18 protein-coding genes and 2 tRNA genes are annotated in these 22,660 nt (G+C 52.8%); 8 read left to right on the top strand and 12 right to left on the bottom strand.

The genetic code is table 11. The annotated features are described in order from the left end of the window. Window positions 1-145: 145 nt before the first annotated feature. The 4 genes from RMR16_RS19485 to RMR16_RS19470 form a co-directional block, all read right to left on the bottom strand. Window positions 146-334, bottom strand: a complete 189-nt coding sequence (locus RMR16_RS19485; RefSeq protein ID WP_320198963.1) for a Trm112 family protein — start codon at window positions 332-334, stop codon at window positions 146-148. A 10-nt stretch (window positions 335-344) separates the two neighbouring features. Continuing rightward, entirely contained in the window at window positions 345-1,016 is a 672-nt protein-coding gene (locus RMR16_RS19480) for an LON peptidase substrate-binding domain-containing protein (RefSeq protein WP_320198962.1), read from the bottom strand. 78 nt (window positions 1,017-1,094) lie between these two features. After that, window positions 1,095-2,066: a thioredoxin gene (gene trxA / locus RMR16_RS19475; protein WP_320198961.1), complete on the bottom strand. Its 972-nt coding sequence runs from the start codon at window positions 2,064-2,066 to the stop codon at window positions 1,095-1,097. 55 nt (window positions 2,067-2,121) lie between these two features. Then, the gene (locus RMR16_RS19470) at window positions 2,122-2,631 is read right to left on the bottom strand and encodes a prolyl-tRNA synthetase associated domain-containing protein (RefSeq protein WP_320198960.1); all 510 of its coding nucleotides are present in this window, start codon (window positions 2,629-2,631) and stop codon (window positions 2,122-2,124) included. 257 nt (window positions 2,632-2,888) lie between these two features. Here RMR16_RS19470 and RMR16_RS19465 point away from each other — a divergent pair. After that, window positions 2,889-2,963, top strand: a tRNA-Gly gene (locus tag RMR16_RS19465). A gap of 466 nt (window positions 2,964-3,429) precedes the next feature. On the opposite strand, the gene RMR16_RS19460 is transcribed toward RMR16_RS19465, so the two are convergent. The 3 genes from RMR16_RS19460 to RMR16_RS19450 form a co-directional block, all read right to left on the bottom strand. Beyond that, window positions 3,430-5,028, bottom strand: a complete 1,599-nt coding sequence (locus RMR16_RS19460; protein WP_320198959.1) for an ABC transporter substrate-binding protein — start codon at window positions 5,026-5,028, stop codon at window positions 3,430-3,432. 79 nt (window positions 5,029-5,107) lie between these two features. Next, window positions 5,108-5,740, bottom strand: coding sequence for an SGNH/GDSL hydrolase family protein (locus RMR16_RS19455; RefSeq protein WP_320198958.1), 633 nt, complete (start codon window positions 5,738-5,740; stop codon window positions 5,108-5,110). A gap of 4 nt (window positions 5,741-5,744) precedes the next feature. Further along, entirely contained in the window at window positions 5,745-6,893 is a 1,149-nt protein-coding gene (locus tag RMR16_RS19450; RefSeq protein ID WP_320198957.1) for a mandelate racemase family protein, read from the bottom strand. Between the two features lie 265 nt (window positions 6,894-7,158). Here RMR16_RS19450 and RMR16_RS19445 point away from each other — a divergent pair, with 265 nt between their 5' ends. Further along, complete coding sequence (locus RMR16_RS19445) at window positions 7,159-8,055, top strand: DMT family transporter (RefSeq protein WP_320198956.1); 897 nt, start codon at window positions 7,159-7,161, stop codon at window positions 8,053-8,055. Here the strand turns inward: RMR16_RS19445 and RMR16_RS19440 are convergent. Next, window positions 8,050-9,138 (bottom strand): ornithine cyclodeaminase, encoded by a 1,089-nt coding sequence (locus RMR16_RS19440; protein WP_320198955.1) that lies wholly within the window; start codon window positions 9,136-9,138, stop codon window positions 8,050-8,052. The two genes, RMR16_RS19445 and RMR16_RS19440, sit on opposite strands and share 6 nt — an antisense overlap. 14 nt (window positions 9,139-9,152) lie before the next feature. Further along, the gene (gene rocF, locus RMR16_RS19435) at window positions 9,153-10,073 is read right to left on the bottom strand and encodes an arginase (protein ID WP_320198954.1); all 921 of its coding nucleotides are present in this window, start codon (window positions 10,071-10,073) and stop codon (window positions 9,153-9,155) included. Window positions 10,074-10,197: 124 nt separating this feature from the next. Here rocF and RMR16_RS19430 point away from each other — a divergent pair, with 124 nt between their 5' ends. Together RMR16_RS19430 and RMR16_RS19425 are read left to right on the top strand one after the other, a co-directional pair. After that, a complete protein-coding gene (locus RMR16_RS19430) occupies window positions 10,198-10,635 on the top strand; it encodes an Lrp/AsnC family transcriptional regulator (protein ID WP_320198953.1) in 438 nt (145 codons plus the stop codon). A 106-nt stretch (window positions 10,636-10,741) separates the two neighbouring features. Further along, a tRNA-Gln gene (locus tag RMR16_RS19425) sits at window positions 10,742-10,815 on the top strand. Window positions 10,816-11,015: 200 nt separating this feature from the next. Here the strand turns inward: RMR16_RS19425 and RMR16_RS19420 are convergent. Next, window positions 11,016-12,029, bottom strand: a complete 1,014-nt coding sequence (locus RMR16_RS19420) for a hypothetical protein (protein ID WP_320198952.1) — start codon at window positions 12,027-12,029, stop codon at window positions 11,016-11,018. A gap of 76 nt (window positions 12,030-12,105) precedes the next feature. Here RMR16_RS19420 and RMR16_RS19415 point away from each other — a divergent pair, with 76 nt between their 5' ends. The 4 genes from RMR16_RS19415 (at window position 12,106) to RMR16_RS19400 (ending at window position 15,434) form a co-directional block, all read left to right on the top strand. Further along, window positions 12,106-12,366 (top strand): Rha family transcriptional regulator, encoded by a 261-nt coding sequence (locus RMR16_RS19415; RefSeq protein ID WP_320198951.1) that lies wholly within the window; start codon window positions 12,106-12,108, stop codon window positions 12,364-12,366. 946 nt (window positions 12,367-13,312) lie between these two features. Further along, window positions 13,313-13,525, top strand: coding sequence for a hypothetical protein (locus RMR16_RS19410; RefSeq protein ID WP_320198949.1), 213 nt, complete (start codon window positions 13,313-13,315; stop codon window positions 13,523-13,525). Between the two features lie 76 nt (window positions 13,526-13,601). Then, a complete protein-coding gene (locus tag RMR16_RS19405; RefSeq protein WP_320198948.1) occupies window positions 13,602-14,573 on the top strand; it encodes a hypothetical protein in 972 nt (323 codons plus the stop codon). Window positions 14,574-15,053: 480 nt separating this feature from the next. Beyond that, on the top strand, window positions 15,054-15,434 hold the full coding sequence (locus RMR16_RS19400; protein ID WP_320198947.1) for a hypothetical protein: 381 nt from the start codon (window positions 15,054-15,056) through the stop codon (window positions 15,432-15,434). A 313-nt stretch (window positions 15,435-15,747) separates the two neighbouring features. Here RMR16_RS19400 and RMR16_RS19395 read toward each other — a convergent pair whose 3' ends face one another. Next, entirely contained in the window at window positions 15,748-16,539 is a 792-nt protein-coding gene (locus tag RMR16_RS19395; RefSeq protein ID WP_320198946.1) for a CHAP domain-containing protein, read from the bottom strand. Between the two features lie 45 nt (window positions 16,540-16,584). Continuing rightward, complete coding sequence (locus RMR16_RS19390) at window positions 16,585-22,215, bottom strand: CHAT domain-containing protein (protein WP_320198945.1); 5,631 nt, start codon at window positions 22,213-22,215, stop codon at window positions 16,585-16,587. Between the last annotated feature and the right edge of the window lie 445 nt (window positions 22,216-22,660).

The following is a 22,660-nucleotide window of genomic DNA, read 5'->3' as shown; positions in this document are numbered from 1 at the left end:
ATGGGCCAGCCTTCAGGGGCTGGCCTATTTATTCATGAGGATGACTTTTTATTCGGCGATATTTTTCGTCATTCCGGACTTGAGCCAGGATGAGGGAGTTTGAGGGGCCGTATTTTATAAAAGTGGCTCTATCAGCCAACGTCGCTCAATCCTCTATCCTGCGCGCTTCTGAAATCAGCATAATCGGAACACCATCCCGTATCGGATAGGCCAGCCTGCCGCTTTCAGAAATCAGCTCCTTGCGTTCGCGATCATAAGAAAGCCGCCCCTTTGTTAGAGGACAGACCAGAAGGTCAAGCAGCTTTGGATCGACATTGCTCAGCTTTTCATCCATTGCCGTGTCCTTACTGCAATATGGTTCCGCCTTCGGCGCCGCCCTGAGCAAGAACGATTTCCGTAATTGCGATTAGCGTATCTGCCCTTGATTTAAGGTCTGGCGCTTCCAGAAGGGCTTGTTTCTCCGCAGGGCCGAACGGCGACATCATAGCAAGGGAATTTACGAGAACGCGGTTTCCGGCGCGCTCCACGCTTTCCCAATCCGCTTCCAACTGGTTTGCATCCAGAAAAGCCCGGAAGACCCGCAGAAGATTTTCGCGGTCAACCGATTCCTCGTCGTGATCGCCGTTGAGGTCAGAGATGAAAGGCGCGTGCCGGAAGGTTCGATAGGGTTTGTTGACCACCACTTCCTCCAGCAATCGAAAACGACAAATGCCGCTGAGTGAGACGAGGTAGCGCCCGTCTCCCGTTTCTGAGAAGGACGTGATGCGGCCAAGACAGCCGACTTGGCTCAATGTACCGCCCTCTCCGCCACTAATAGGCGCCTGAAGGGATGGCTGCACCATGCCGATCAGACGGTCACCGGCAATCGCCGCATCGAACATTGCGAGATAGCGCGGCTCGAATATATTCAGCGGCAATTGCCCTTCCGGCAGCAGCAAAACACCCTGCAAAGGAAAAACGGGCACCAGTTCCGGCAGATCGGTGCTTTTCAAATATCGTGCGTTACCGACATGCATCAAATGAACCCTCAATTTCGAGATGTCTGCGCCCTTATTCATAAGTGTGGTTCGCAGACCTCCATCGCAAGACGTCGCTTACGAAAACAATATGGAAGACAGTTTTCGACGCCCGGAAACCGATGCCGGATCTTTAAAGCCCCAGCTCTCGAAGAACTCCACAAGCTGCTTGCGCGCGCCGTCGTCTTCAAAGGTACGATCTTTGCGCATAACGGTCAGCAGTTGATCTGCGGCCTCATCACGCCTGCCCTGGGCGTTGAAAATCTTCGCCAACTTTATGCGCGCATCATGATTGTCCGGATTGGTGGCAAGTTCGCGTTCAAGTGCCGTAGGATCGCCCAACAGGCGCGCTTCTTCATGTTGCGCGAGTTTCTTCGACACCGCCTGAATGGCCGCATTGGCACGTAATTCATCGGGAATAGATGCCAGAAGATCGCTTGCCCGCTGATATTCACCAACAGCTATCATGCATTCGGCAATGCCAGCCACTGCTGTGGCGTTTTCCGGGTCAACCTGCATGACGAAACCAAAAAGCTGTGCAGCCCCTTGGTGATCGCCGGCTGCCAGCAATTGATTTGCTTCCGCCAGAGCAGCGTCTATTTCTGCTTGTGGATCATTGGCGGCAGGTCCAGCGATCTTGTCGATGAACTCCTTGATCTGGCTTTCCGGAACTGCACCCATAAAGCCATCCACAGGGCGACCATCCACAAAGGCGACGATGGCTGGGATGGATTGGATGCCGAGCTGGCCGGGAATGGACGGGTGATCATCGATATTCAGTTTGACGAGTTTAACGCGACCGCCAGCCTCATCGACCACTCTTTCCAGAACTGGCGTCAATTGTTTGCACGGCCCGCACCAAGGCGCCCAGAAATCGACGAGAACGGGCTGACGCGTCGATTCCTCCATGACATCTTTGGAGAAGTTCGCCGTTGTCGTGTCTTTAACGTGGGACGGCGGTGCCGCGCTGCTTGGCGCGCTTCCATAATTCGCGGAGGCGCTCATTTGTCCACCAAGTGCTGATCCGTAAGGATTGTCTGTGCCGCTCATCCAAGCTCTCCATTAATCGCGCATCATTTCGCCGTGCTGGCGCAAAGATCGTACTTTACTCGGTCACTTTCAAGACGAGCGGCGTGTGACCTGTCGCATCCAGAAAACGAATGAGATCATCCCGACCGATCGTGGTCGTTGCGTCGTTCGAAAGTGGGTGTCCGTTGATCAGCTCATGTTTCATCAACTCACTATCAAGCACAAATGTCACTTTATTGTCCGTGTCATTGATTGCGCCAAACACTGTGACAGAACCGGGAATGACGCCCAGATATTCCAACATCTTTTCCGGCTTGCCAAACGACACTCTGCTTGATGCATCGATGACTTTGTGAACGGTTTTCAGATCGACCGCTGCGTTCTCTTCAACGGTCAGAACGAAATAGCGGTCTTTCTTGTCCTTCACAAAAAGGTTCTTCGTATGCCCGCCCGGAATGCGATCGCGCAGCGATTCCGACTCGGAAACGGTGAAAACCGGCTCGTGCTCTGTTGTTGTGTGTTTGATGCTCAGCCTGTCCAGCAGAGCAAAAAGGTCCTGCGCGGTCTTCGGTAAACGGTCTGTCATTGTGCTTTCTCGCGCTATTGGCCTCAGGGTTTCCGTGCCATTCTCATTAGGCCGTCAAACGGGCTTTTGCAATCGGCATTGAATTTTCCCATCAAAAAAACCAAGCGTTTTCCGTATGTTGAGTACTTTTTTGAATTTTTCTCTACCTTTTTGTCATTTCCCTGTTGCATTTAAAAAGGGGTTGAGCGATATAGCACTCGTCGCCGCAACGCAGCGACCCGCGGTTCAGCGAACTACCCCGAACCAGCGGATTATGAGCGGGTGTAGCTCAGGGGTAGAGCACAACCTTGCCAAGGTTGGGGTCGAGGGTTCAAATCCCTTCGCCCGCTCCAATTTTCTTCGAAGTGAGAAAATTGAGAAATAAGTCGTAAGAATGGACATTCCTTGTTGGGCAAATCGGCTGCTATATGCCTTCAAGCCTATTGAAGATCCAGCCTTGAAATTCAGCTAAAGCCTCCGCTATAAGTGTCCAATGTGTTTGCTAGCAACCTCATCTTGATGGTGATCCTCTCGTTGCGGCTTCATTGATTCCGATTTTTCGGTGGTTGGCCAAACCTGCATTTCACGATGTCAGCCAGAATCATATTCTGACTTTTTTTGAAGACCCTTCAGGATTCTCGATCCGAATGATCGCATTGGTTTGCATAAGCTTTTGGCAAACTTCGATTCGATGAACCCCAGTCTCCTCGCCATTGCGGCTATCGGTCAAGACAACATCGCCGCCAAGCAAAGACGTCAAAACACGCAAAAGGGCGCGTTATCCACGCGCCCTCCTGACATCACAAGCCCATCGAACAATTATCTGTTTTTGCTGACGACCTCAAAGCGCGAATACCAAGGGCTGACGATCATGCCTTTGATGTCGCTACGATAAGCAGCTGTATCAACCACCTCCGAGAATGGCTGGATCGAAATAACCAGCTCATCCATATAGGCCTGAATATCCTCATAGACCTTCGCCTGTTTGGCCGTATCACGCTCTACCAGTGCCTGCTCGATCATCTTGTTCAGCTTCTCATCGAAAAAGCTTGTGCGCCAACCCTGATAGTTCGTGAGCTTCGCCTCGTCGGCATTGTTTGGGTTATAAACCATGGCGCGCAGGTTGTTGTCCGGGTGCGGCTGCTGTCCACCGCCGCCACGACCAACGAGAAGTTCGAACTTACGCTCACGCATCGCGCCGTAAATCTGATCGCCGGAACCGCTGATCAGCTCAGCCTGAATACCGGCCTGCCCAAGCGTGTTCTGGATCGCCGTCGCCGCTTTCATGAAAGGGTCTTCGGAAAGGACGCGCAGAGTTGTCTTGAAGCCGTTAGGATAACCAGCTTCCGCCAGCAGGGCTTTTGCTTTTGGAATATCAAGTTTGAAGCCCTCGTCCGGCAAAGAACCGAGAACACCGGTGCTGATCGGACGCTGGTGAAGCTTGCCGTAATAAGGCATCACGGCCTTATCCAGACCTTCGTAATCGATCAGATAACGAAGAGCTTCTCGGACTTTTTTGTTGGCGTAGCGCTCATCTTTCATCGAAACGCCGAGGTAATAGAAGCCCGAACCCGGCGTGGATTCGATGGTGATGGCCTTATCCGCTTCAAGCGACTTCAAATCGGGCGCCTGTAAGGAATAAGCGACATCGATATCGCCCTTTTCAAGCATCAGGCGCTGCGACTGCGATTCTGGCAGATGGCGCATCAGAACGCGCTTCATAGCGGGCTTTTCACCCCAGTAATCGTCATTGCGGGCAAGAATGATGAACTCGTTGGATTTCCACTGACCCAGCTTGAACGGGCCAGAGCCGGCAGAGTTCAATGTCAGCCAAGCCGCGCCAAGGTCGCCGTCTTTTTCGTTTTTAAGTGCCACTTTGCTGTCGATGATGGAGCCAGGACCATTTTGGCCGAGAACCATCAGCAGCAGGTTCGGATCGTCAGGCTTGGGCAAATTCAGAACGAAGGTGTGCTCGTCTTCGGCAACGAACAGCTTGTCGGCCTCTTCAACCTTGTAACCGCGCGTCTTCAGAAATGAGGACTGTGCGAGGTTGCGCGAAAGCACCCGCTTCAGGCTCCAGACGACATCATTTGCCGTGATCGGATTGCCAGAGGCGAATTTTGCATCTTTGCGCAGATGGAACTTGATAGAATTTCGGTCTTCGGACACTTCCCAGCGCTCCGCAAGGCGTGGCTGAATGCTCCGGTCTTTTTCAGAGAGAATAACCAACGTGTCATACACGTTGTTAAGAACCTGTACGGTTTCGCGGCCCGTGATGGCGGCAGGGTCCAACGTCAGAATGTTACTCATCGTTGTTGCGACGACCAACTGGTCTTTCGGCGTTTCGGCCAGAGCGGTGAGCGGCATCGCTCCGATCAACAGCGCACCGAGCGCTACTGTTGTCAAAAACTGTCTCATATTTTCCTCCCAATAGGCCGCTTTTTCTTTGCGGCGTTCGCGTTTTGACTAGTCTGCCGCTCCTCTGCGGCAGAACTGATCACCAAAGAATGCTGCGGACAGGCGCGACGAGTGCCCGGCCGATTTTTGCCGTCGCTTCTGCTTCAAGATGAACGCCATCCACCGGCGATGCACTCGCAACCGATCCCGCATCGAAAAATGCACAATTCACCTCTGCAGCCAGCTTTTCATACAGCGGCGCCAGACGTTCAGATTCGGCGATACGCCGTCCGGCAGCGGGCGCTCCCGCAGGTCCGGCAACGCATGGCGGAGGCGCAACGATCAAGAGTTTCGGCTGCGCAGAGCGCGGCTTGTATGGAAAAGTCTCAACGATCTGCGCTAAACGCCGCATCCCGGAAAGCGCGCTTTCCGCCTGACCGCCATGGACGGGCTTGAGATCGTTCGTGCCGAGCATGATGATGACCAAATCAAGCGGCATATGGCTGGCCAGCGAAACCTCCAGTGCCTTTGCGCCGTTGCGGCAGGCAGGACCAGTGTGGTCATCATAACACGTGCTACGTCCGCCCAATCCTTCGGCAAGGACTTTTGCCTTACCGCCGAGTTCGGCCTCCAAAACTTCCGGCCAACGATACTCGGGTGGATGGCGCAACCCCGTTGCCGGGTCTGCTCCCCATGTCAGGCTGTCTCCAAAAGCGAGTATCGTTTTTACCATGGCTTTATCTCACCCGGTTGTTTTCGATGAAATTGAAGTCGATGTCTTCACCGAGACCCGGACGATTTGGAACATGCACAAATCCATCCCTATCCATTGGGTCAGAGAGGGATTTCAGATAGTCGAAACCATCATCATATTCCAGGAACGGATGGAGCAAGCCGCGCTCATACCAGCGGCAATTTTTGGTAGCCGCAACGACATGCAGGTTCATGGCCGTGTTGCCGTGAACTTCGCATTCTACGCCGAAAGACTCTGCCAGATGCATGGTTTTCAGTGCAGGCGTGATACCGCCAACATCGTTCACGCCGGTTCTGAGAATATCACAGGCGCCAGATTTCAACCATTCAGCGCGATGCCAATGCTTGCCAGCCGCACTTTCCGGGCCAACAACCGGGATATCGAGATTATCGGCCAGCCACTTGTAAGATGACATGGACTGCTCATCCATCGGCTCTTCGATCCAGTCGAAATCAAGCTTCTCAAGACCGCGACCCAGCGCCAGCGCATCCGTGCGGGAATACCAGTGGAAGGCGTCGATCATCAGGCTGATATCTGGACCAACCGCCTCACGCACAGCGGCGCAGGCCTTCAAATCCATCTTCACATCCGGCGCCCAGCTGACAGGTGGCATCCAGGTGTGAAGCTTGATGCCCTTATAGCCACGCTTGACCAGCGTTTCTGCGAAGCGACCGTAATCTTCCGGCGTCGCAAGACCGCCTTCCAACTCGTCACCGCACATGATCGACCCGTAAGCCAGCACCTTATCGCGATAGCCACCGATCAACTTGTATACAGGTTGGTCGAGCGTGCGACCCGCCAAATCCCACAGCGCGCAATCCACGACAGCAAGGGTGCGATCCGTCAGCTGCGCGGCGGATCCACGCTGCCAGTGTGCCAGATCCTGCCACAAGCGCTCACGGTCACGGTGATCCTGACCAATCAAGACCTTTTTTACGAATTTTTCGATGACATGAGGGCGCACAATCTCCGACGCGGTAAAGGAATGCCCTTCTTTTCCGTCTTCGGTGCGAATTGTGAGCATAGCCTGCTCGACCTGATGTGCTGGACCTGGATGAGCATGCCCGGCGCTATCGGAATGGCGACGGGTTGTTGTTTTGAACACCCGTACTTCGACGTCGGTAATAATCATCTTTCCTCCCAATGCAGCCCGGTGGCCGACGGCAATCTGTAATGCATCCTATTAGACAGATAATCACGTAATTGTCAAACATGTATGACATGTTTGTCGAAGCGCCTTTTGTATGCCCATGCGCTTAGACTCCTCAGGCGTTGTGCGACCGACCAGATCAACATCTAAATCACGCTTTTTCATCTTGGTGGTTTTCTATTGGCTCAGAACCATCTAAAAACCCGAGGCTTCCTCCGCAATCCATTGCCAGAACTCAGAGTTTTTCATGCCTTCGCAATCAACCGGCCAATCAACCGGATATCTCTACGCGCTTGCCGCTTTCACCATTTTTGCGGCGCAGGATGGCATCTCAAAACATCTGGGCGTGTCTTACCCACCAGTTTTTGTCGCGATGCTTCGTTATTGGGCGTTTGCAGTTTTCGTCGTGCTGCTGGCGGCAAGATCGGCAGGCGGCGTCAAAGGCGCGGCATTCGCAAACCGTTTCTGGCTTCAGGCAAGCCGGGGTGTTGTTCTTGCAGTTCAGATCGTTTTGTCGATCATATCCTTCTCCATCGTTGGGCTGGCGCATAGCCACTCGATATTCGCCTCAACACCGCTGATCGTTGCGGCATTGTCGGTGCCGATCTTGGGTGAGAAAGTCGGATGGCGGCGCTGGTCTGCCATCATGGTCGGATTTCTGGGTGTTCTAGTTATCCTCAAACCCGATGAGAACGGCTTTGATCTGACGCTGTTGATAACATTCGCAGGTGCAGTTCTGCTGGCACTTTATGGCGTGCTGACGAGGCTCGCCAGCCGCACGGATACAGCGATGACCAGCTTTTTCTATACCGGCGTTCCCGGAGCATTTGCCCTGACGCTCGTAGGTCCGTTTTTCTGGGTCAACATGGCACCCGTCGACTGGGGCTGGATGCTGGCGCTCTGCATCACCGGCATGAGCGGACATTACCTGCTCATCCGCGCCTTTGAGTTGGCGGATGCTGTGTCGATACAGCCGTTCTCCTATTATCAGTTGGTGCTTGTCTCCATTCTCGGCGTTAGCCTTTACGGAGAAGTTCTCAGCACGCACATGATCATCGGCGCCGCAATCGTCATCGGCGCCGGGCTTTTCACGATATGGCGTGAGCGAATGACAGCCCGCCAACGACGTCTGGAAAACCTATAAAATCTTTTCCATTGGCAGCGATGGCGCTCCGGCCATGGCCGCCTCACATCTCAGCAACATGCCATAAAGATCACGCGGTTCGTCGGGATCGGCCAGCAGATCAAGCTCCTCATAAAGACCCGTCGCCGCAAGCTTCGATCTGACATATCGAAGCGCCGAAAAATCTTCGATGGCAAAACCAACACTGTCAAAAAGCGTGATCTGCCTTTCGTTATTCCGTCCATAAACCAGCCCCGCCATAACCTGCCAAAGCTCGGTCACGGCATGATCTTGCGGCAATTGCTGAATTTCGCCCTCGATGCGGGTCTGTGGTGGATACTCCACGAAAATATCGGAACGAAGCAGGATGTCCCTGTGCAGTTCCGTCTTGCCGGGGCAGTCTCCACCCACCGCATTGATGTGAACGCCGGGACCAACCATATTGTCTGTCAGAATGGTCGCGCATTGCTTGTCAGCTGTCACAGTCGTGATGATGTCGGCACCCTCGACAGCTTCTTCAGCGCTCTTGCATATCGTGATAGAGAAACCTTGGCCCTCGAGATTTTTCTGGCATTTGAGGCTGGCCGAGGAATCGATGTCGTAGAGCCGCAGCTGGTTCACACCCAGAATGGCCTTGAACGCCCGTGCTTGAAATTCGCTCTGCGCACCGTTGCCGATAATCGCCATCGACCGTGATTCTTCACGAGCGAGATATTTCGCTGCAACCGCAGAGGTGGCGGCAGTGCGTAGTGCCGTCAATATCGTCATTTCCGACAGCAGCATGGGATAGCCATTACCCACATCGGACAACACGCCAAACGCCGTGACGGTCTGGCGGCCATTTTTCGTGTTTTTCGGGTGCCCGTTGACATATTTGAAGCCATACAGCGCACCGTCGCTTGTCGGCATCAATTCAATGACGCCCTCCTCAGAATGGGACGCGATGCGAGGCGTCTTATCGAATTTTTCCCAACGCAGAAAATCTTCCTCGATGACATCTGCAAGCTCACGCAAGAACGTGTCGAGGCCCACGCTCAGCACAAGCTTCATCATATGATCGACGCTGACGAAGGGAACAATATTGAGATTTGGTATGTTTGTCATTTTGACACCTCCCCTTAATCCGCTCTCGTGGGACGATCCATCACACGCTTGCCCATCAGGCTTGCGGTCAGGTCCACCATCAATCTGGCCGTGCGGCCACGTTCATCCAGAAACGGGTTCAACTCCACAAGGTCGAGACTGGACACGAGGCCGCTATCACACAGCATTTCCATCACCAGATGTGCCTCACGGAATGTGGCGCCGCCCGGCACAGTGGTGCCAACCGCAGGCGCGATGGCAGGGTCGAGAAAATCAACATCCAGACTGACGTGCAGCAAGCCGTTTACCGCTGCGACACGCGCAAGAAACTCACGCAACAGGACGGCAACGCCATGCTCATCGATCATGCGCATATCATGCACGGTAACCCCTGATTGCCTCAGCGCGGCACTTTCGGCAGGATCGACACTGCGAATGCCGATCATGCAAATGTTTGCGGGGTCAACAGGGTGGGTGAGCGCAGGGAAATAACCATCAAACCCTTCACGCCCACTATAATAAGCAACAGGCGTGCCATGCAGATTGCCGCTGCGTGTCGTTTCCAGCGTGTGATAATCCGTATGTGCATCCAGCCACAATACGAAAAGCGGCCGGTTCCGCGCCGCTGCACGGCGCGCCATACCCGCCACGCTGCCTGCCGAAATTGCATGGTCCCCGCCCAAGAAGATCGGCATCGCATTTTCACTTTCCTGAAACGCAATCTCGACCAGAGCTTCGGTCCAGGCCACGGTTTCAGCCAGGTGGTGAACTGCGGGGTTTGGGTGGACGAGTTCACCAAATGGCGCGGGCGCAACATTTCCAAAGTCACTGACCTTATGCCCCAGCTCTTCCAATGCAGATTTCAAACCGGCAATGCGAAGAGCACTCGGCCCCATTTCACAACCAAGTTGTCCCGCACCAATTTGCAGGGGCACCCCAATCAGCTTGCAATCCATAACGACCTCCGTGTCAGAATGAGCAATTGAAACACGGCGATGTGGCAGATCGAACAATAAATATTGGCAAAATAGCGTTATATGCCTACCATATTGATCAATTCATTTTTCAGAATGGAAACTCGTGGACGACCTTGATAAAAAACTGATCACGCTTCTTCGCCACAATGGCCGGCGCAGTATTTCCGATCTTGCACTGGAAACAGATACCTCGCGCGCAACCGTGCGCTCCCGGATCGAACGTCTGGAACAGAGCGGCTCGATCATTGGCTACACCGTTATCTTGCGCGCCGACACGGTGGAAGAAGCGGTGCGCGGCATTATGATGATCGAAATCGAAGGCCACGTCACAGACAGGGTCATCCGTGCGCTAGGAGGATTTCCTGAGATTTCAGAAATTCACTCCACCAACGGCCGCTGGGATTTGATCGTAGAACTCAGTGCCAGCACCTTAACGGATTTCGACGCGATCCTGCGCCGCATCCGCCTCGTACCCGGCATCACCGGCAGCGAAACCAGCCTTTTGCTTTCCACACCCCGCTCTACGAGAGCCAGACTTTGACCCAGGATGACAATATCGCTGACCAAACGCATTTTTCGACTTGCATAACGAGACAAATCATTTATACGACGCCCTTATCAAAGCGGCGCAGCCACTTAGACTGTGCTGGGGAATAGTTCAACGGTAGAACGACGGACTCTGACTCCGTTAATCTTGGTTCGAATCCAGGTTCCCCAGCCAAAACTTTTTATCCCAGTAATTTCAAAGCCTTACGGGCAACCGCGCACCTCAAAGCGTACTGCGTTATGTAGCTCTTATCAACATCGCATTAGATGACCAGCGTATGAGGGTTTGATTTTGGTAACTTGAGATGCCGACGCTTTCTCTAGCTTCGATATTTCGAACTCGCCAATGGCCACGTTATTCCCCTTGTGCCGCGCCTAGAAAGCCAGCATCCCTCTGATGGATAGCATGGGGTCTGCTACGTCCCAGAAGACCTTTCCGGACACAACGCAAATTATAGCCCAGCAGACTTTTCGATGTAACGCTGGACGGGTGGACTGATCGGTAATCTCAACAAGAGGGAATGCCCACTTCGTATAACTAAACAGAATGCGATAGGCCCATAGCCCGACGAAACCGAGATAAATGTAGGCTGCAGCGGCGATCACATGGCCGGTGCTTGGTAGCTGATTGTTGATAAAGTCAGACGAGAGCCAACATAGATAAAACGCGAACGGGATACCTATGATCATCTGAAAGAAGTCGTAGACGAAACTCCCGTGAAACCAAGTTCGAAACGGTCGTCTTCTAAAGATTTGCCTCTTGACCGTAGCCTCGATACCAGCGACCCAGCCGTCCCGAGGACCACCGATTGTAAGACCTGAGAGATTTTCTGTCGGTGAAGAAATCGAGCCGCTGGCATCTAGTAAGGCTGGCTGGGAAAAATCAAGCAAAAGCCCAAAGCGATGTTCAGGTTCGAACCCAGTTCTGTGCTTATAAGGTGCCACATTTGACATGTAGATGCGCGATATGTGTGGGCCATTCGCTTCTAAATCAATCACGTTTCGCGAAGACTCGCTTTTCGACGAGTTGTCGCTGAAGTCCACGGTCACAACCACCTTGAAGACCTGATCGCGAAGTTCCGCTTTCACACCAGCGAATTCCTCGTCTGTCTGGTCCGCTCTCTTCACTAATCCCGACAACTCAATATCGCATTGTTCCTGCACTATTCTAGTGAGGCCATCATAGATGCGGCGAATGCCTTCAAGGGTGAAGGCCACAGAGCCTAATTGAACATTTTTGAACGTTGAACTCGACAAAGAGCTACCTCCGATTTGGAGACAGGATACCGCATTTTTGACGAAAGGGAGCGTGTACGTGCGGCATTCAACAACTTCCTTGCTGAGCAGAGAACTTGGTAAATCAAATGGCGCGGACGGGATATCTACCAACGCGCACCCTGAGAGGCGCTTAGCAGGACACTTCAAATGAACCAGAGTTTCCCTCAACACCGCCTCCACGCTCACCATGTCCAGCCTTGAGATCGCAGAGCTGACGAAGAAGGCACACAAGAATGTGCTTGCCGACATCCGCACAATGCTGACCGGACTCAACAAAGCTGCGGCTGAGTTTTCAGCCACGGCTCAGTACGCTGGCCCGAACAACTCAAAGCCCTCGTTGACCGTCTTCCTTTTCCCTCAGCGCGAGACCTTCATCCTCATCTCCGGTTATTCGATCGAACTCCGTGCCCGCAGCTTCGACCGTTGGATGGAATTGCAAGAGCAGTAGGCGAAGACGTAGGTTGCTCCGATTAAGGCCACTGAAGCGTCCACTATGATCGCAAAGCATTCCGCCGACATGCAGGCAACGATTGCCAGACGAAACGTTGAAAAAATGCGGGCGAATTCCCTGTCTCTTCAAATGCTTCGTTGGAACCTATTCACATCGGGATAAGTTATTGAAAAATAATGATCTTGTTCGTCTTGACGAAACTCGATACCCAGAGTCTAACGGCATTGTTCTGGCCAGAACGCTTCGCTCTTAACCCGTTTCATGGACTCTCAAGATGCCCATTCAACTCGCCGCATTTGGCCACAGTATCGAAATCGACAACCGCCTTCCGCAGGCATTCTACATATTCACAAACAAGCACGAGTTCGTATGGAGCCGGGAGGAATGGTTCGAGTGGCCGTCAGGTAAATGGCGGCGATGGGTGATCGAGAAAAAGACCAGTCAATCACCACTCATTTAAGAGAGCAAGATAAGCCCATTTTAATTACCACGCACTTTAGGAGAAAACCGGAGAGGAAGACCAACATCTTGAATGAAAGGGAATAGAGGATAACTGATAAAATCAGAATGATCTCTATCTGGTATTTCATGAATTGATGATGGTGATGAAAACCTCAATCCACTTTTAGTCTTCCTTGATGTGCAAATAGAGGTTTCTTTAACAGCGAAACCCCGGCCACCTCCAACCCCGCACGGTCCACTCATGGACACTCGATTTCCGAGAGTGCGCAAGCTGGCCTTTCAACATAAACGTCAGCCGTTTTCATGGGTGTGGTGACCCTCGGCCCTCTTGTGGCGACTTCAAGGCTTAGCCTCGTGGTCAGCAGACTAGAGGGCCGTTTGCATTTCACCGCCCCGCAACCACCACCACAAAACCCTGAGAAATTATCATGCACAACGAAACATCCCTTGGTCGGGATGATGGCGCTTCCTGACCAGTGACGTGGGCAAGTTTCTGGAGCTGAACAACACCGACACCAACGACTGCCTTGAGATACTGGAACACTGGGGTGTGCCATTCGTCCAGGAGACGGTTACTGATCGTGGCAAGGTCATTGGCCCTGTCGGCCTGATCACAGAGCAAGATTACCGTAAGCTAGCAGTCGAAGCAACGAAACACCGCGCAGCATCGGTCTCTGTCGGTGAGATTTGCTGAAGACTCCGTCCGTCGGTTGATCCTCCACTGGCAATGTCTGGTGCGTTAGTAGACTTAGCAAAATTGGGAAGACGGCGTGCGAGCGCTCTCTCAGCTAGCAAAGCCCAGTGCTAAGCTGCTCGAAAGATTTGGTCCGAACACAGAGATTGGCCCGCAGATCATCGACACCATCATTTCTGGTGTTGAATTGCTGGCGATGAGAGGCCGGCCTCCGACTGAGTTAAGGAGCTGGCTCTCACACTTTCTGAACGCCGAGACTAGGAGAATTAATCGTGTCAACGCCTCGCATCACGTCCTCCTGGACGCACTCATGCGATCTTACTTTCTTTGTGAAGCCCTCGACGGTCGCACCGGAAAGGGTGCCGACCCGTTGGCTCCCAGAGCCAAGCCGGAAAAAAGGCCCGATATTGCCCGAGGCTATCAGGACACAAGTCAACACGATCGCGAAGTTCGTGAAGTGGTGGGGTCCGTCTCAAAAGTGTACGCATGGCGCGCCCAGGTCATAGCTTCAAACGGTGCACTAGGGGCCGCAGACGGCTTCGCCCAAGAGGCACTAAGGCATCTGTCCGAGAATGCGTGGAGCATCAACCGCCACTACGAATCGAACGGAATGCGCGCGAAGGCCGCAGAGAGCATTGCTGTTTTGGCTGGAGAGCCAACGCTTGCCAAAGATGTTGTTCAACTTGCGCTCACTGTCAGAAAAAGCTGGTCGTCGTATAGTGCGACGAATGCCAACACGCTGCTAGCTCGACTACGCAATGTGAAGGCTATTCACGACGATCTCTTATTGAGTATTGCCAATGAAGCTCGTGACGTCCGACGCGATAAAATTGGTGCTGCAGATAAGTCTTCTATTTTGGCTCGATTTGCTGAGGTCGTCCTCTCTTGGAAGGTTTCTGGCGGCCACCGCAGAGGCCGATCTCTGAATGGCGAACGGATGCAACGGATACTGAGATTCTCGCTGAGATCATGGTGTCCGACCGACCAGGCTATCTTGTGGTCGATCAATCAGCCACAACAGCGTCGCGAACTTTTCGCCATGAGGTGAGGGTACACACCAGCCTCGTATCTCCAGGTACAGCCCCCGCACTCGTGCGAGCCCTACAAACGACCTGGGATGATTCTGACTACCGGATTCCGCCAGAGGGAAATGATCTTGAAATCGATGACGGGGATTACGTGCTGCGGGGCTGGCTGAAAAGCAGCTTTGGTGACGGCCGATTTGATCATAATGACCGCTTTTCCAATTCGGCGCGCCGAATTGAATGCGAGCCGGGGCGCACAATTACAAGCGTGCTGGGTCTATCTAGATCGACTGACCGAGGCGTTCGTTGGTTTCGTTCAAATCATTCCGAACCAACTTTCATCTACGAGGCGTGGGGACATCCTGAGGTAGAGGACGATCGCGAAATTTACTACAACGACTATGTTCGGTCTGGCGGCTACCGACTCTTGGTCCGTATCTCGGACTTGGCTGAATTCCTTCATGGCCAAGGAATGGATTTGATTCTGGAAGCGGGGTTGTACCGTGACGAAAAAGGCAAAAGAAGCTCTTCCTATGACAATAAAGAATCGACCGAAGTTAGATTCGATCGGCTCTTCCTATTCAAAATGGACGGTACGATACAAGCTGCCGAACGAGACTTTGGAACTTGGCGACAAGATAGTGAGCGCACTTAATCTACATAGAACTGTGGACACACTGGGTCGGTGGAAAGCCCACCACCTCGCTGAAGTGGTACTTGCAGTCAGGGATGCCAGCGGATCTGAAAGGGCAGCGGCAGAAGCAAAACTCGCAAACTTAATGTATAACTTCAACCGCCCATCCCCTGGCCGCTTTCGTTATTCCGAAGGCTACGATCTGAAGAAGGTAGCGCCAATCCTATACGAAATTTTAGGTAAAGATTGATGTTTACTCAGGGTGGCCAAACCACAGATTGGAAGCGCTTTTGGCGTGCCCACACTCTTAGATCAATGACCGAAACGAGGGCGCAAAGCTGCCAGGCGCTTTATGACTGAGCCACCGCATACTTGGCCCTTTGTCATGCGGGCACAATGCACATTCACATAAGAATAGCTGCGGACCCTGTTCCTTTGATTTCGCTTTACCGCTTTTTGCAGACTGCTGCGTTGCAGATGCGGTGCGGATACTGCGATAAATCGTTTATCGCCCTCGCTGTGCTATCGCTTTCAGAATGGCAGAGGGTTGTCACCATGAGAAACTAGATCGCGTTATGTAGACTTGGATCGGTGCGAAACGTCAAAAGTCTGAGATCCTTTCCATCTCGTGGCATAAATTTCACGTTTATTTCGCCAGTATTTCTGGCTTCGTAGGTGCCATCCGGCAGCTTGGAACGTAAAGGCATCTGGTTCCCGCCGAGGATATAAATCCCGTCTTCAACTTCGGTAACAAAGAAGCCAACATGCCCATTCGCCGCCTTTCGCTTATGTTGAAAAACGACAATATCTCCTTGCGTCGGTTTCTCTGTGCCCGTCCCCCAATCGCTAAATGATAATGCGGCGGCACTTTTCGTACCCCCAATTGTAACTGAATTACTGCGACCCCGTAGTCCTTGCTCGATGCAGGAGTTTACGAATGCTGCACACCAGGGAGTTATGTCGCCATTTGGCGTACGCAGCACGGTAGCATCAAAAAAGCTGACAATAAGTGGATTTGCTCTAACGGGCCACTCTGTTCCGTAGGTAAAGGAATTGGCACCTAACTCATCGTCCAGAAGACCAGTAGACAGGCTGTAATAGAACTGCGCGACGTCGAATGCCGTAGCATTGGTCGGCGCCCGCGATAAAATCAGGCGTGCGAGCCTTACCTCGTCACGGTAAGGCGGGTCATTGCCTCTTGCAGGTGGGGCATTTGCAAGCAACTCATCTAGAGTCGGCACGATCACATCGGGCTCAAACCCAACCGGCGGGGCCTGGCCAAAAAACTCAGGAACCGCCTGAGCCCAACGCGGAGTTAAGAACTGCGCGCTGCCGACTCCGAATGCTAAGCTCATAAAAGATCTACGTCCGCAATGGGTCATGTCCATCTCCCTACCATTTCAATCTGTCGTGACAATCGCGAAAGCTGCCCAGTAGACAGGGTGGGCTTCCCTTATCGATTTGGCCGAAGCAAGCGTCGCCTTCATCGACGCTTGGAGCGAGTCGGCAATGCCGCCATTCCCGGCCATGACACCATCCATCATTCCGGCCAGGATCCGCGCCGTCGCCTGGGAATCGACGTCCCAAGACGACACAAGAACATTTCGCGTACCAGCGAGGAGGAAGGAACTTGTCAGGCCGGAAAATGCTTCCTGGGAGATGGCACTACCGGCGCCAGTCGAACATGCGGAGAGGATAACGAGGCGGGCTCCGATCCGGAATTGAGCGATCTCATCGGGGATCAGGAGCCCGTCATCCTCTTGACCGGAATCACCAGGGGGAGTCAAAACAATACCGGGTGCATTTGCGCCGTTTGCGCGGATCGCATGCGTCGCGAAGGCGATCACTTCGTACCGCGCCAGTTCGCCACTTTCGTTCAATTTCTTCAGCCGGTTTTCACGCGCTTGTGCCTGTGTCCATACATCTGCATGCTGGAATTGCGAGGCCATGTGGTTCAGCTCGCATTCCGTTTCGGGAAGTGAAACAAGCCCTCCAAGTACGCTCGAATCCGCGATCTGGTCTATCTCTCCCCTTGAACCAGGCATGTAGACGCTCCCTTCGACGGGATAGGCTCGAACACGACGGGACGCCCTTTCGAACACCTTTTCACAATCAACAGTGACCGCCTGTTTATTCGCGAATATCGGATTGCCCAAGCCAAGAAACGTGCCTTTGGAGACCTCTTTCGAGCCTTCCTCGTTCAGACGCCAGATCGCTAGCGAAGGCACCGTCTCAATTGAGAATTCGGAAACCAGCCATGGTGCGTTTCGATAGGCCGCTACACCTGCAAGCACGTCGGGCTTTTTTGCCGTTAACAGCGCAAAAGAGAGATCTGCCAGTTCGCCATCGGGGATTAGGATCAGTCGACGCTTGTTGGCGATCGCCGGCATCAACGGCTCTATCAGATGCTTGTATAGTTGCGTGGAGGCTTCGAAATCAAATACGTAATATTCGCTCTCGTGCCCCGACTGCATCGGCTTGGAAGAATCTTCGATGTTCTGTCTTACCGTTCCTGCAAGCAGAGAAAGCTTGGCTGCATCAAATTCGCGGTCTGTGAGAACATGCAACTCCGTGCGCTGTCGTGTTGCGACAACCGCATAGACTGTATCACCCAGAATGCGATAGTGAACCAGGGCCTCGTCTTTTCCGATACCGTTCAGTTGGTCCGGAATGCGGCCAGAGGCGTCGGCCACGGCCTTTGCGAAGGTCTGTACAAACCCGAATAGCAGCGGCGTATCATAAAAAATGGAAACTGCAGATTCCTTGATCTGCTGGATGACGTCTGTTTGCAGCGGATTTTCAGTAGCCGACGACTGCTTCAGTTGCTCATATAAGATCTCTCTCAACCGACTCCATCTTGAACCATTCAGAACCGTTCCAGTAGCATCGCCCAGCGAGATTTTTCGCAGAGCTTTCCCTCGAAAATACGCTGTCGCCGCAGCGCTCTGGTGAGAGGCTGCTATAACCTCCAACGCTTCTCTTGCCAGCGCGGTAGCGCGAGTAGGGTCGGATTCTGCCGTGTATTCCTGAGCGAGCGCCCGCATGTAATTTTCCGCTATCGCGTTTGGCAATATCGGCAGCGCCCGAGGTGCAGTGATCGGTTCAAGCGGATCCCGCGACAATCTTGCGAGGTACGATTCCTTTCCAATGTTCAAGCTAAGCCGGAGGACAGGAAGATCGCCGATGTCGTTCCCAACATAGTCATCTGTCAGGTAACGTAGCGCGTCTTCGGGAGGCCTTTTTGCAAGTTCGGATGCGATATCGACGCCGCGAGACTTGTAAGAATATGCTTTATCTTTGCTGTAAGCGAAATTCGCGATCCGTTCGTTATCGATTAGGAACGGCCTCGACAGTAACGCATGCCTTACAGTCAATGTTTCCTTTGCCCAACCTATCTTATCAAGAGCCTTTCCGACATCGACTAAAACCTCAGCGAATGCTTCGTTTGCAGGGTCGTCTTCCTGAAGCGCGGTTGTCAACTCAAGGATTTCCGCCAGATCGTCGCGAACGCGCTGATTGTCATGTGTTTCAACACGAGTTGCACCAAGGGCTTCTTCCCGAAATTCATCAACCGTCCAGAAACCGCTGGCAATCTTTGCAAGGTAGCGACTGCGTGTAGAAGCGTTCGCAATCTGCGTCGCGGACTGCATCGCCTCTCCGAATAGCCGACGCGCCAGCGGTATAGCTGTCGCATCCTCAGGTAGCGTCTCGGCGATCGCCATCAAGCCATCGACTCGATTATCTGCCGCCCCAAAGGTGGTTACAAAAGCCACAGCCTCATCGAACGCCCCAAGCCGCGCGAGAGCCTTTACTCTACCCAGCATATCATGTTCGTATTGGCTTCGAGCTTTGCTGGTTAGGAGACTCCGCATGTTCGTGGATATGGCACCGGGATCCAAGCCGCGATCCAACAAATCATTGACGATTTTTGCGGCAATGTTGGACCGATCCTCTTCCGGAAGTTCGGTGGTATAGGTTAAGAAGTCGGCCGATTTCTCTAGCAGACCAGAATTGGCCAGCCTTTCCGCGATGACGGACCTAGCCTTTCCGTAGGCCTTGATGAGACCTTCATCGAGAGCGTTGGAGGCTCCGGTCGGCTTGGGATAGAGGTCTTGAGCCACACCGTCGGCGAAGTCCTCGCCTTTAATATGAGTGGATGCCGAAAGAAGTAACGGAAAGGAATTGCTGTTTTTCGTGGACGCCGATTTGACGGCGTCGATCGCTAGCGACAAGACCTCATTGGCTTTAACGACCTCGCCACTGTCAAAGAGCCGTACCGCCAAGCGAGGCAGAAGGTCGAGATTTCCCGAATATGGTCCACCTGCAGCCAAAAGCCTATCCGCTTCCTTGCCTTGTCCGCACTTAAAAAGAGGCATCATGCCGTCCAGCGCGTCGAAAACGCTGCTGCCCGACCGAACAGAGCTCAACGCAGTGGATGAAAAGCGAAGAGCACTATTGCAATCCTCTTTAACGAAGGCGGACATCGATAGTCTGGCCGCCAAAGCTTGCCTGGAGCCCTGATCTTCAATACCCAGCAGACGTGATTCAGCCCTTCGAAGCAGAGCTGCCGATTTCTCTCCCGGTTCCAAGCCTTTCAGGTGTGAGAGGATTCTGCTCAGATCGTCGGCCGGTAGAAGCTGATCGGCAAATTCTTCCGCTAACTCGAACCTTTTGTGCCTCGTGGCCTCCAGTATCAACGCTCCGATACTAGCACTCGAATGCAACTCTTTCAGGAGAAGGCGCAACCCCGTATCCCCGCCTGCTAGAAGAGTAAGCGAAACAATTGCCGGCGCCTCGCTGCTGATTTCCTTTTCGTTCGCGGTGGCAACGAAGACTCTCATCGCCGCGGGCGAGAGTGCAGCCACCTGCTTTTTCCTAATCTCGCTATCCAAGCGATCAAGCGCTGCCGTTGAAAGAGAAGACGGGAGAGAGCTCTTAATCTCTTGTAGCGAAGTCATCGACAGCTTTGAAAAGAATTCTCCGTAAAAACTGTTGTCCGTTTGCGGAGGCAAATTGTGGTACAATTGGAGTGCTTCAGATTCTCTTCCGTGATCGGCAAAAAGTAATAAAAGTGATTTTATTCCACGACTGTCGCCGTCGGGTCTTATTGCGTGTTGACGTAATGAAATATCTGTCGCCAATAGCTGAGCAAGATGCGAGAATTTCCCACCTATCTTACTACGCTCCACTGTAAGACGTTCTTCGATAAGATCAAGAAATGGACGCGAGATACCGGTCCCCAAGGCCGTCAAATATATATTGCGGTGGGCATCAGCCTGCAGCTCCGAGATCGTCTCTTCAACCGGGTCGATCGACCACAACGCACGGACCCACTGAGCGACCACGTCGGCAATCTGCGTTAGGTCGCTATTGGTCTTGCGGACTTCGCTATCGTCGAGAAAATTCTTCGCGATCGTCAGCGCCTTCTGATAAGCTCGCGCCAGAACAACTGGTGACTTTGTCGCTCGCGCTTCCTCAACTAGCTTGTCCGTCACCGCATGGACTTGATCGATAGTGTTGAGACAGTTGAACACGGCATCAAAACGGATGGCTCCCGGCGCGCGGGCTGGATCATCCAGCTCTCTCACAAAGTCTTTTACGACAGGCTCCAATCCCACGTTCTCGTAGGTAGCCCCTATCTTCTCGTCCTCCAGGATTGAGAGCGAAAGGCGGAGCATCTTTGCTGCGAGTTCTATATGTGGAGAGATGTTGCAGACGTCTTTGAGCACCCTCACCTTCTGCGAAAAGAGCAGCATTTGCCCCAACTCCCCGAGGACAGTTGCCAACTCCGGTGTTCCTCTCGGAAGCTGAAGAAGTTTGGGCCCTATTTGCAATGCAAGATCACGCGCCTGGTCCTTCCGCCCTGTCAGCCCTGCAATAGACGCAACTAACTTTGCCTGCGATATGGTTCCGCCTAAATTGGCTTCTTGTGTGCCCAAGCGCCCAATCAACGCCTGGAAGGCAAGGTCTTCAAGATTCATCCTGTTAAGAGCATCCACCGCCCTGCTGTACTTCTCGTTGCGGGAAGCTGGATCGGGAATCGCATCGAAAGCCTTGAAGATCTCCATCGCCTTACGGGATATCATCTCTCGATCCGCTTCGCCTACTCCGCTAGACTTATAACTGGATGCCGCACTAAAAAGCGCGTCGCCGACTTCGCTTGTGGTTTGCCCATCCGCGCCGTTGTCTTTAGAAAGATCAAAGGCGGCCATAAGCATTTCGACAATGGAATGCGGACTGTCGTCGCCAATGGGAACGCTTGTTGCTACTCGTTGAGCGCTCTCCACAATGAACTTTACAAAGAATGGACTATCCCCCAAAGGGCCATCAGCAATTGCAGGCAAAAGTTTGCTGAATACCGTCGCTGCCCTGTCGCTGTTCGACTGTGAAGAGACCTCAACCCCCAAGACGAATGCTACCATAACCGGCAAGCATTTCGATTGGGAATCTACTCTTGAAGAGCACACAGCATTCTGCCCGGTGACAGGAGGTGGAAGAAGTTTGGTTACCCTTCGAAGGATATCGTTTACTGCAGATAATCTAGCTTTAACATTATCGGGGGATGGGTTTCCTAACGGATCTTGAAGGACCTCGTCTGTTGTATCAAGCAGCATGCCAAGCATGTGCGAAACATCACACACAATATTGCGGTCATCCGAAGCCTCTTTCAAAGAAAGGCTACAAACATCTTGCAGTGTGCCACGAATTGACTGCACATCTGCGCCATCCAGCGTTTCGGCAACCATAAGCCCGAAGGCTAGATTGCTTTCGTTGAAGAGCGGGGCCTCGGATTCCAAGTCTTTTAAAAGGATGTCCGAATAGAGTAGTTGGCCTTTGTAAGCCCTTGGGATTATTGAAGCAAGTCTTCTAAGAGCAACGCTGAAGCATTCCCTACGGGATCGCCCATTGCCTTCGCACGCAAGGATAGCCGACATCGTTGAAGGGCTATCAGCAGCAATCGCCATGGACCGTATCGGCATAAAAGATAAAATGAGAATGGCAGCAAGAATAACTGTATTGATGCGGCTCATATCTCCCTCCCCCAAGGTAACAGTACCTCCGCCCAAACATAAAACCGGTCATTGAGAGAATGCGTCTGGTCTCTATCTCAGTCAACGTGATTTTTGAAGCGGCGACGGCGGACCAAATCTACCCGGCGCCGATAGGCGCTTGCGGCACAAAATATTGTTTACTCGGGAAATTCGATTTTTATGACGAGGGTTGAAGATCAATGCCAGCGCGGCTTTCATCCGGAAATAATTACCGCTCCTTCCTCTGTTGACTGATGCCCTAAGCCAGGGCACAAAGGTGGCATCCACGGTCGCTCGCGATGGGAAAACAGAGGGAATTTCAAGGCGATTCCGATAAGTCATTGAAATCATGTGAGAATCCAAGCCCCCAGGCAGCACGTTTTTTTGGACCTATTCCCTCTTTCAGTGGTTGCCATACCCCACCAGAAAACGTGGCGTTTTTTCA

The organism is Agrobacterium sp. rho-13.3, assembly GCF_033957765.2.
Classification (GTDB): domain Bacteria; phylum Pseudomonadota; class Alphaproteobacteria; order Rhizobiales; family Rhizobiaceae; genus Agrobacterium.
The sequence above is the reverse complement of the archived record's forward strand: the minus strand, read 5'-3'. Positions and strand labels throughout refer to the sequence as shown.

What these genes read in the sequence shown, in the direction of transcription:
- RMR16_RS19485 (WP_320198963.1), bottom strand. Translation starts at nt 334, where the DNA reads ATGGATGAAAAGCTGAGCAATGTCGATCCAAAGCTGCTTGACCTTCTG.
- RMR16_RS19480 (WP_320198962.1), bottom strand. Translation starts at nt 1,016, where the DNA reads ATGCATGTCGGTAACGCACGATATTTGAAAAGCACCGATCTGCCGGAA.
- trxA (WP_320198961.1), bottom strand. Translation starts at nt 2,066, where the DNA reads ATGAGCGGCACAGACAATCCTTACGGATCAGCACTTGGTGGACAAATG.
- RMR16_RS19470 (WP_320198960.1), bottom strand. Translation starts at nt 2,631, where the DNA reads ATGACAGACCGTTTACCGAAGACCGCGCAGGACCTTTTTGCTCTGCTG.
- RMR16_RS19460 (WP_320198959.1), bottom strand. Translation starts at nt 5,028, where the DNA reads ATGAGACAGTTTTTGACAACAGTAGCGCTCGGTGCGCTGTTGATCGGA.
- RMR16_RS19455 (WP_320198958.1), bottom strand. Translation starts at nt 5,740, where the DNA reads ATGGTAAAAACGATACTCGCTTTTGGAGACAGCCTGACATGGGGAGCA.
- RMR16_RS19450 (WP_320198957.1), bottom strand. Translation starts at nt 6,893, where the DNA reads ATGATTATTACCGACGTCGAAGTACGGGTGTTCAAAACAACAACCCGT.
- RMR16_RS19445 (WP_320198956.1), top strand. Translation starts at nt 7,159, where the DNA reads ATGCCTTCGCAATCAACCGGCCAATCAACCGGATATCTCTACGCGCTT.
- RMR16_RS19440 (WP_320198955.1), bottom strand. Translation starts at nt 9,138, where the DNA reads ATGACAAACATACCAAATCTCAATATTGTTCCCTTCGTCAGCGTCGAT.
- rocF (WP_320198954.1), bottom strand. Translation starts at nt 10,073, where the DNA reads ATGGATTGCAAGCTGATTGGGGTGCCCCTGCAAATTGGTGCGGGACAA.
- RMR16_RS19415 (WP_320198951.1), top strand. Translation starts at nt 12,106, where the DNA reads ATGTCCAGCCTTGAGATCGCAGAGCTGACGAAGAAGGCACACAAGAAT.
- RMR16_RS19395 (WP_320198946.1), bottom strand. Translation starts at nt 16,539, where the DNA reads ATGAGCTTAGCATTCGGAGTCGGCAGCGCGCAGTTCTTAACTCCGCGT.
- RMR16_RS19390 (WP_320198945.1), bottom strand. Translation starts at nt 22,215, where the DNA reads ATGAGCCGCATCAATACAGTTATTCTTGCTGCCATTCTCATTTTATCT.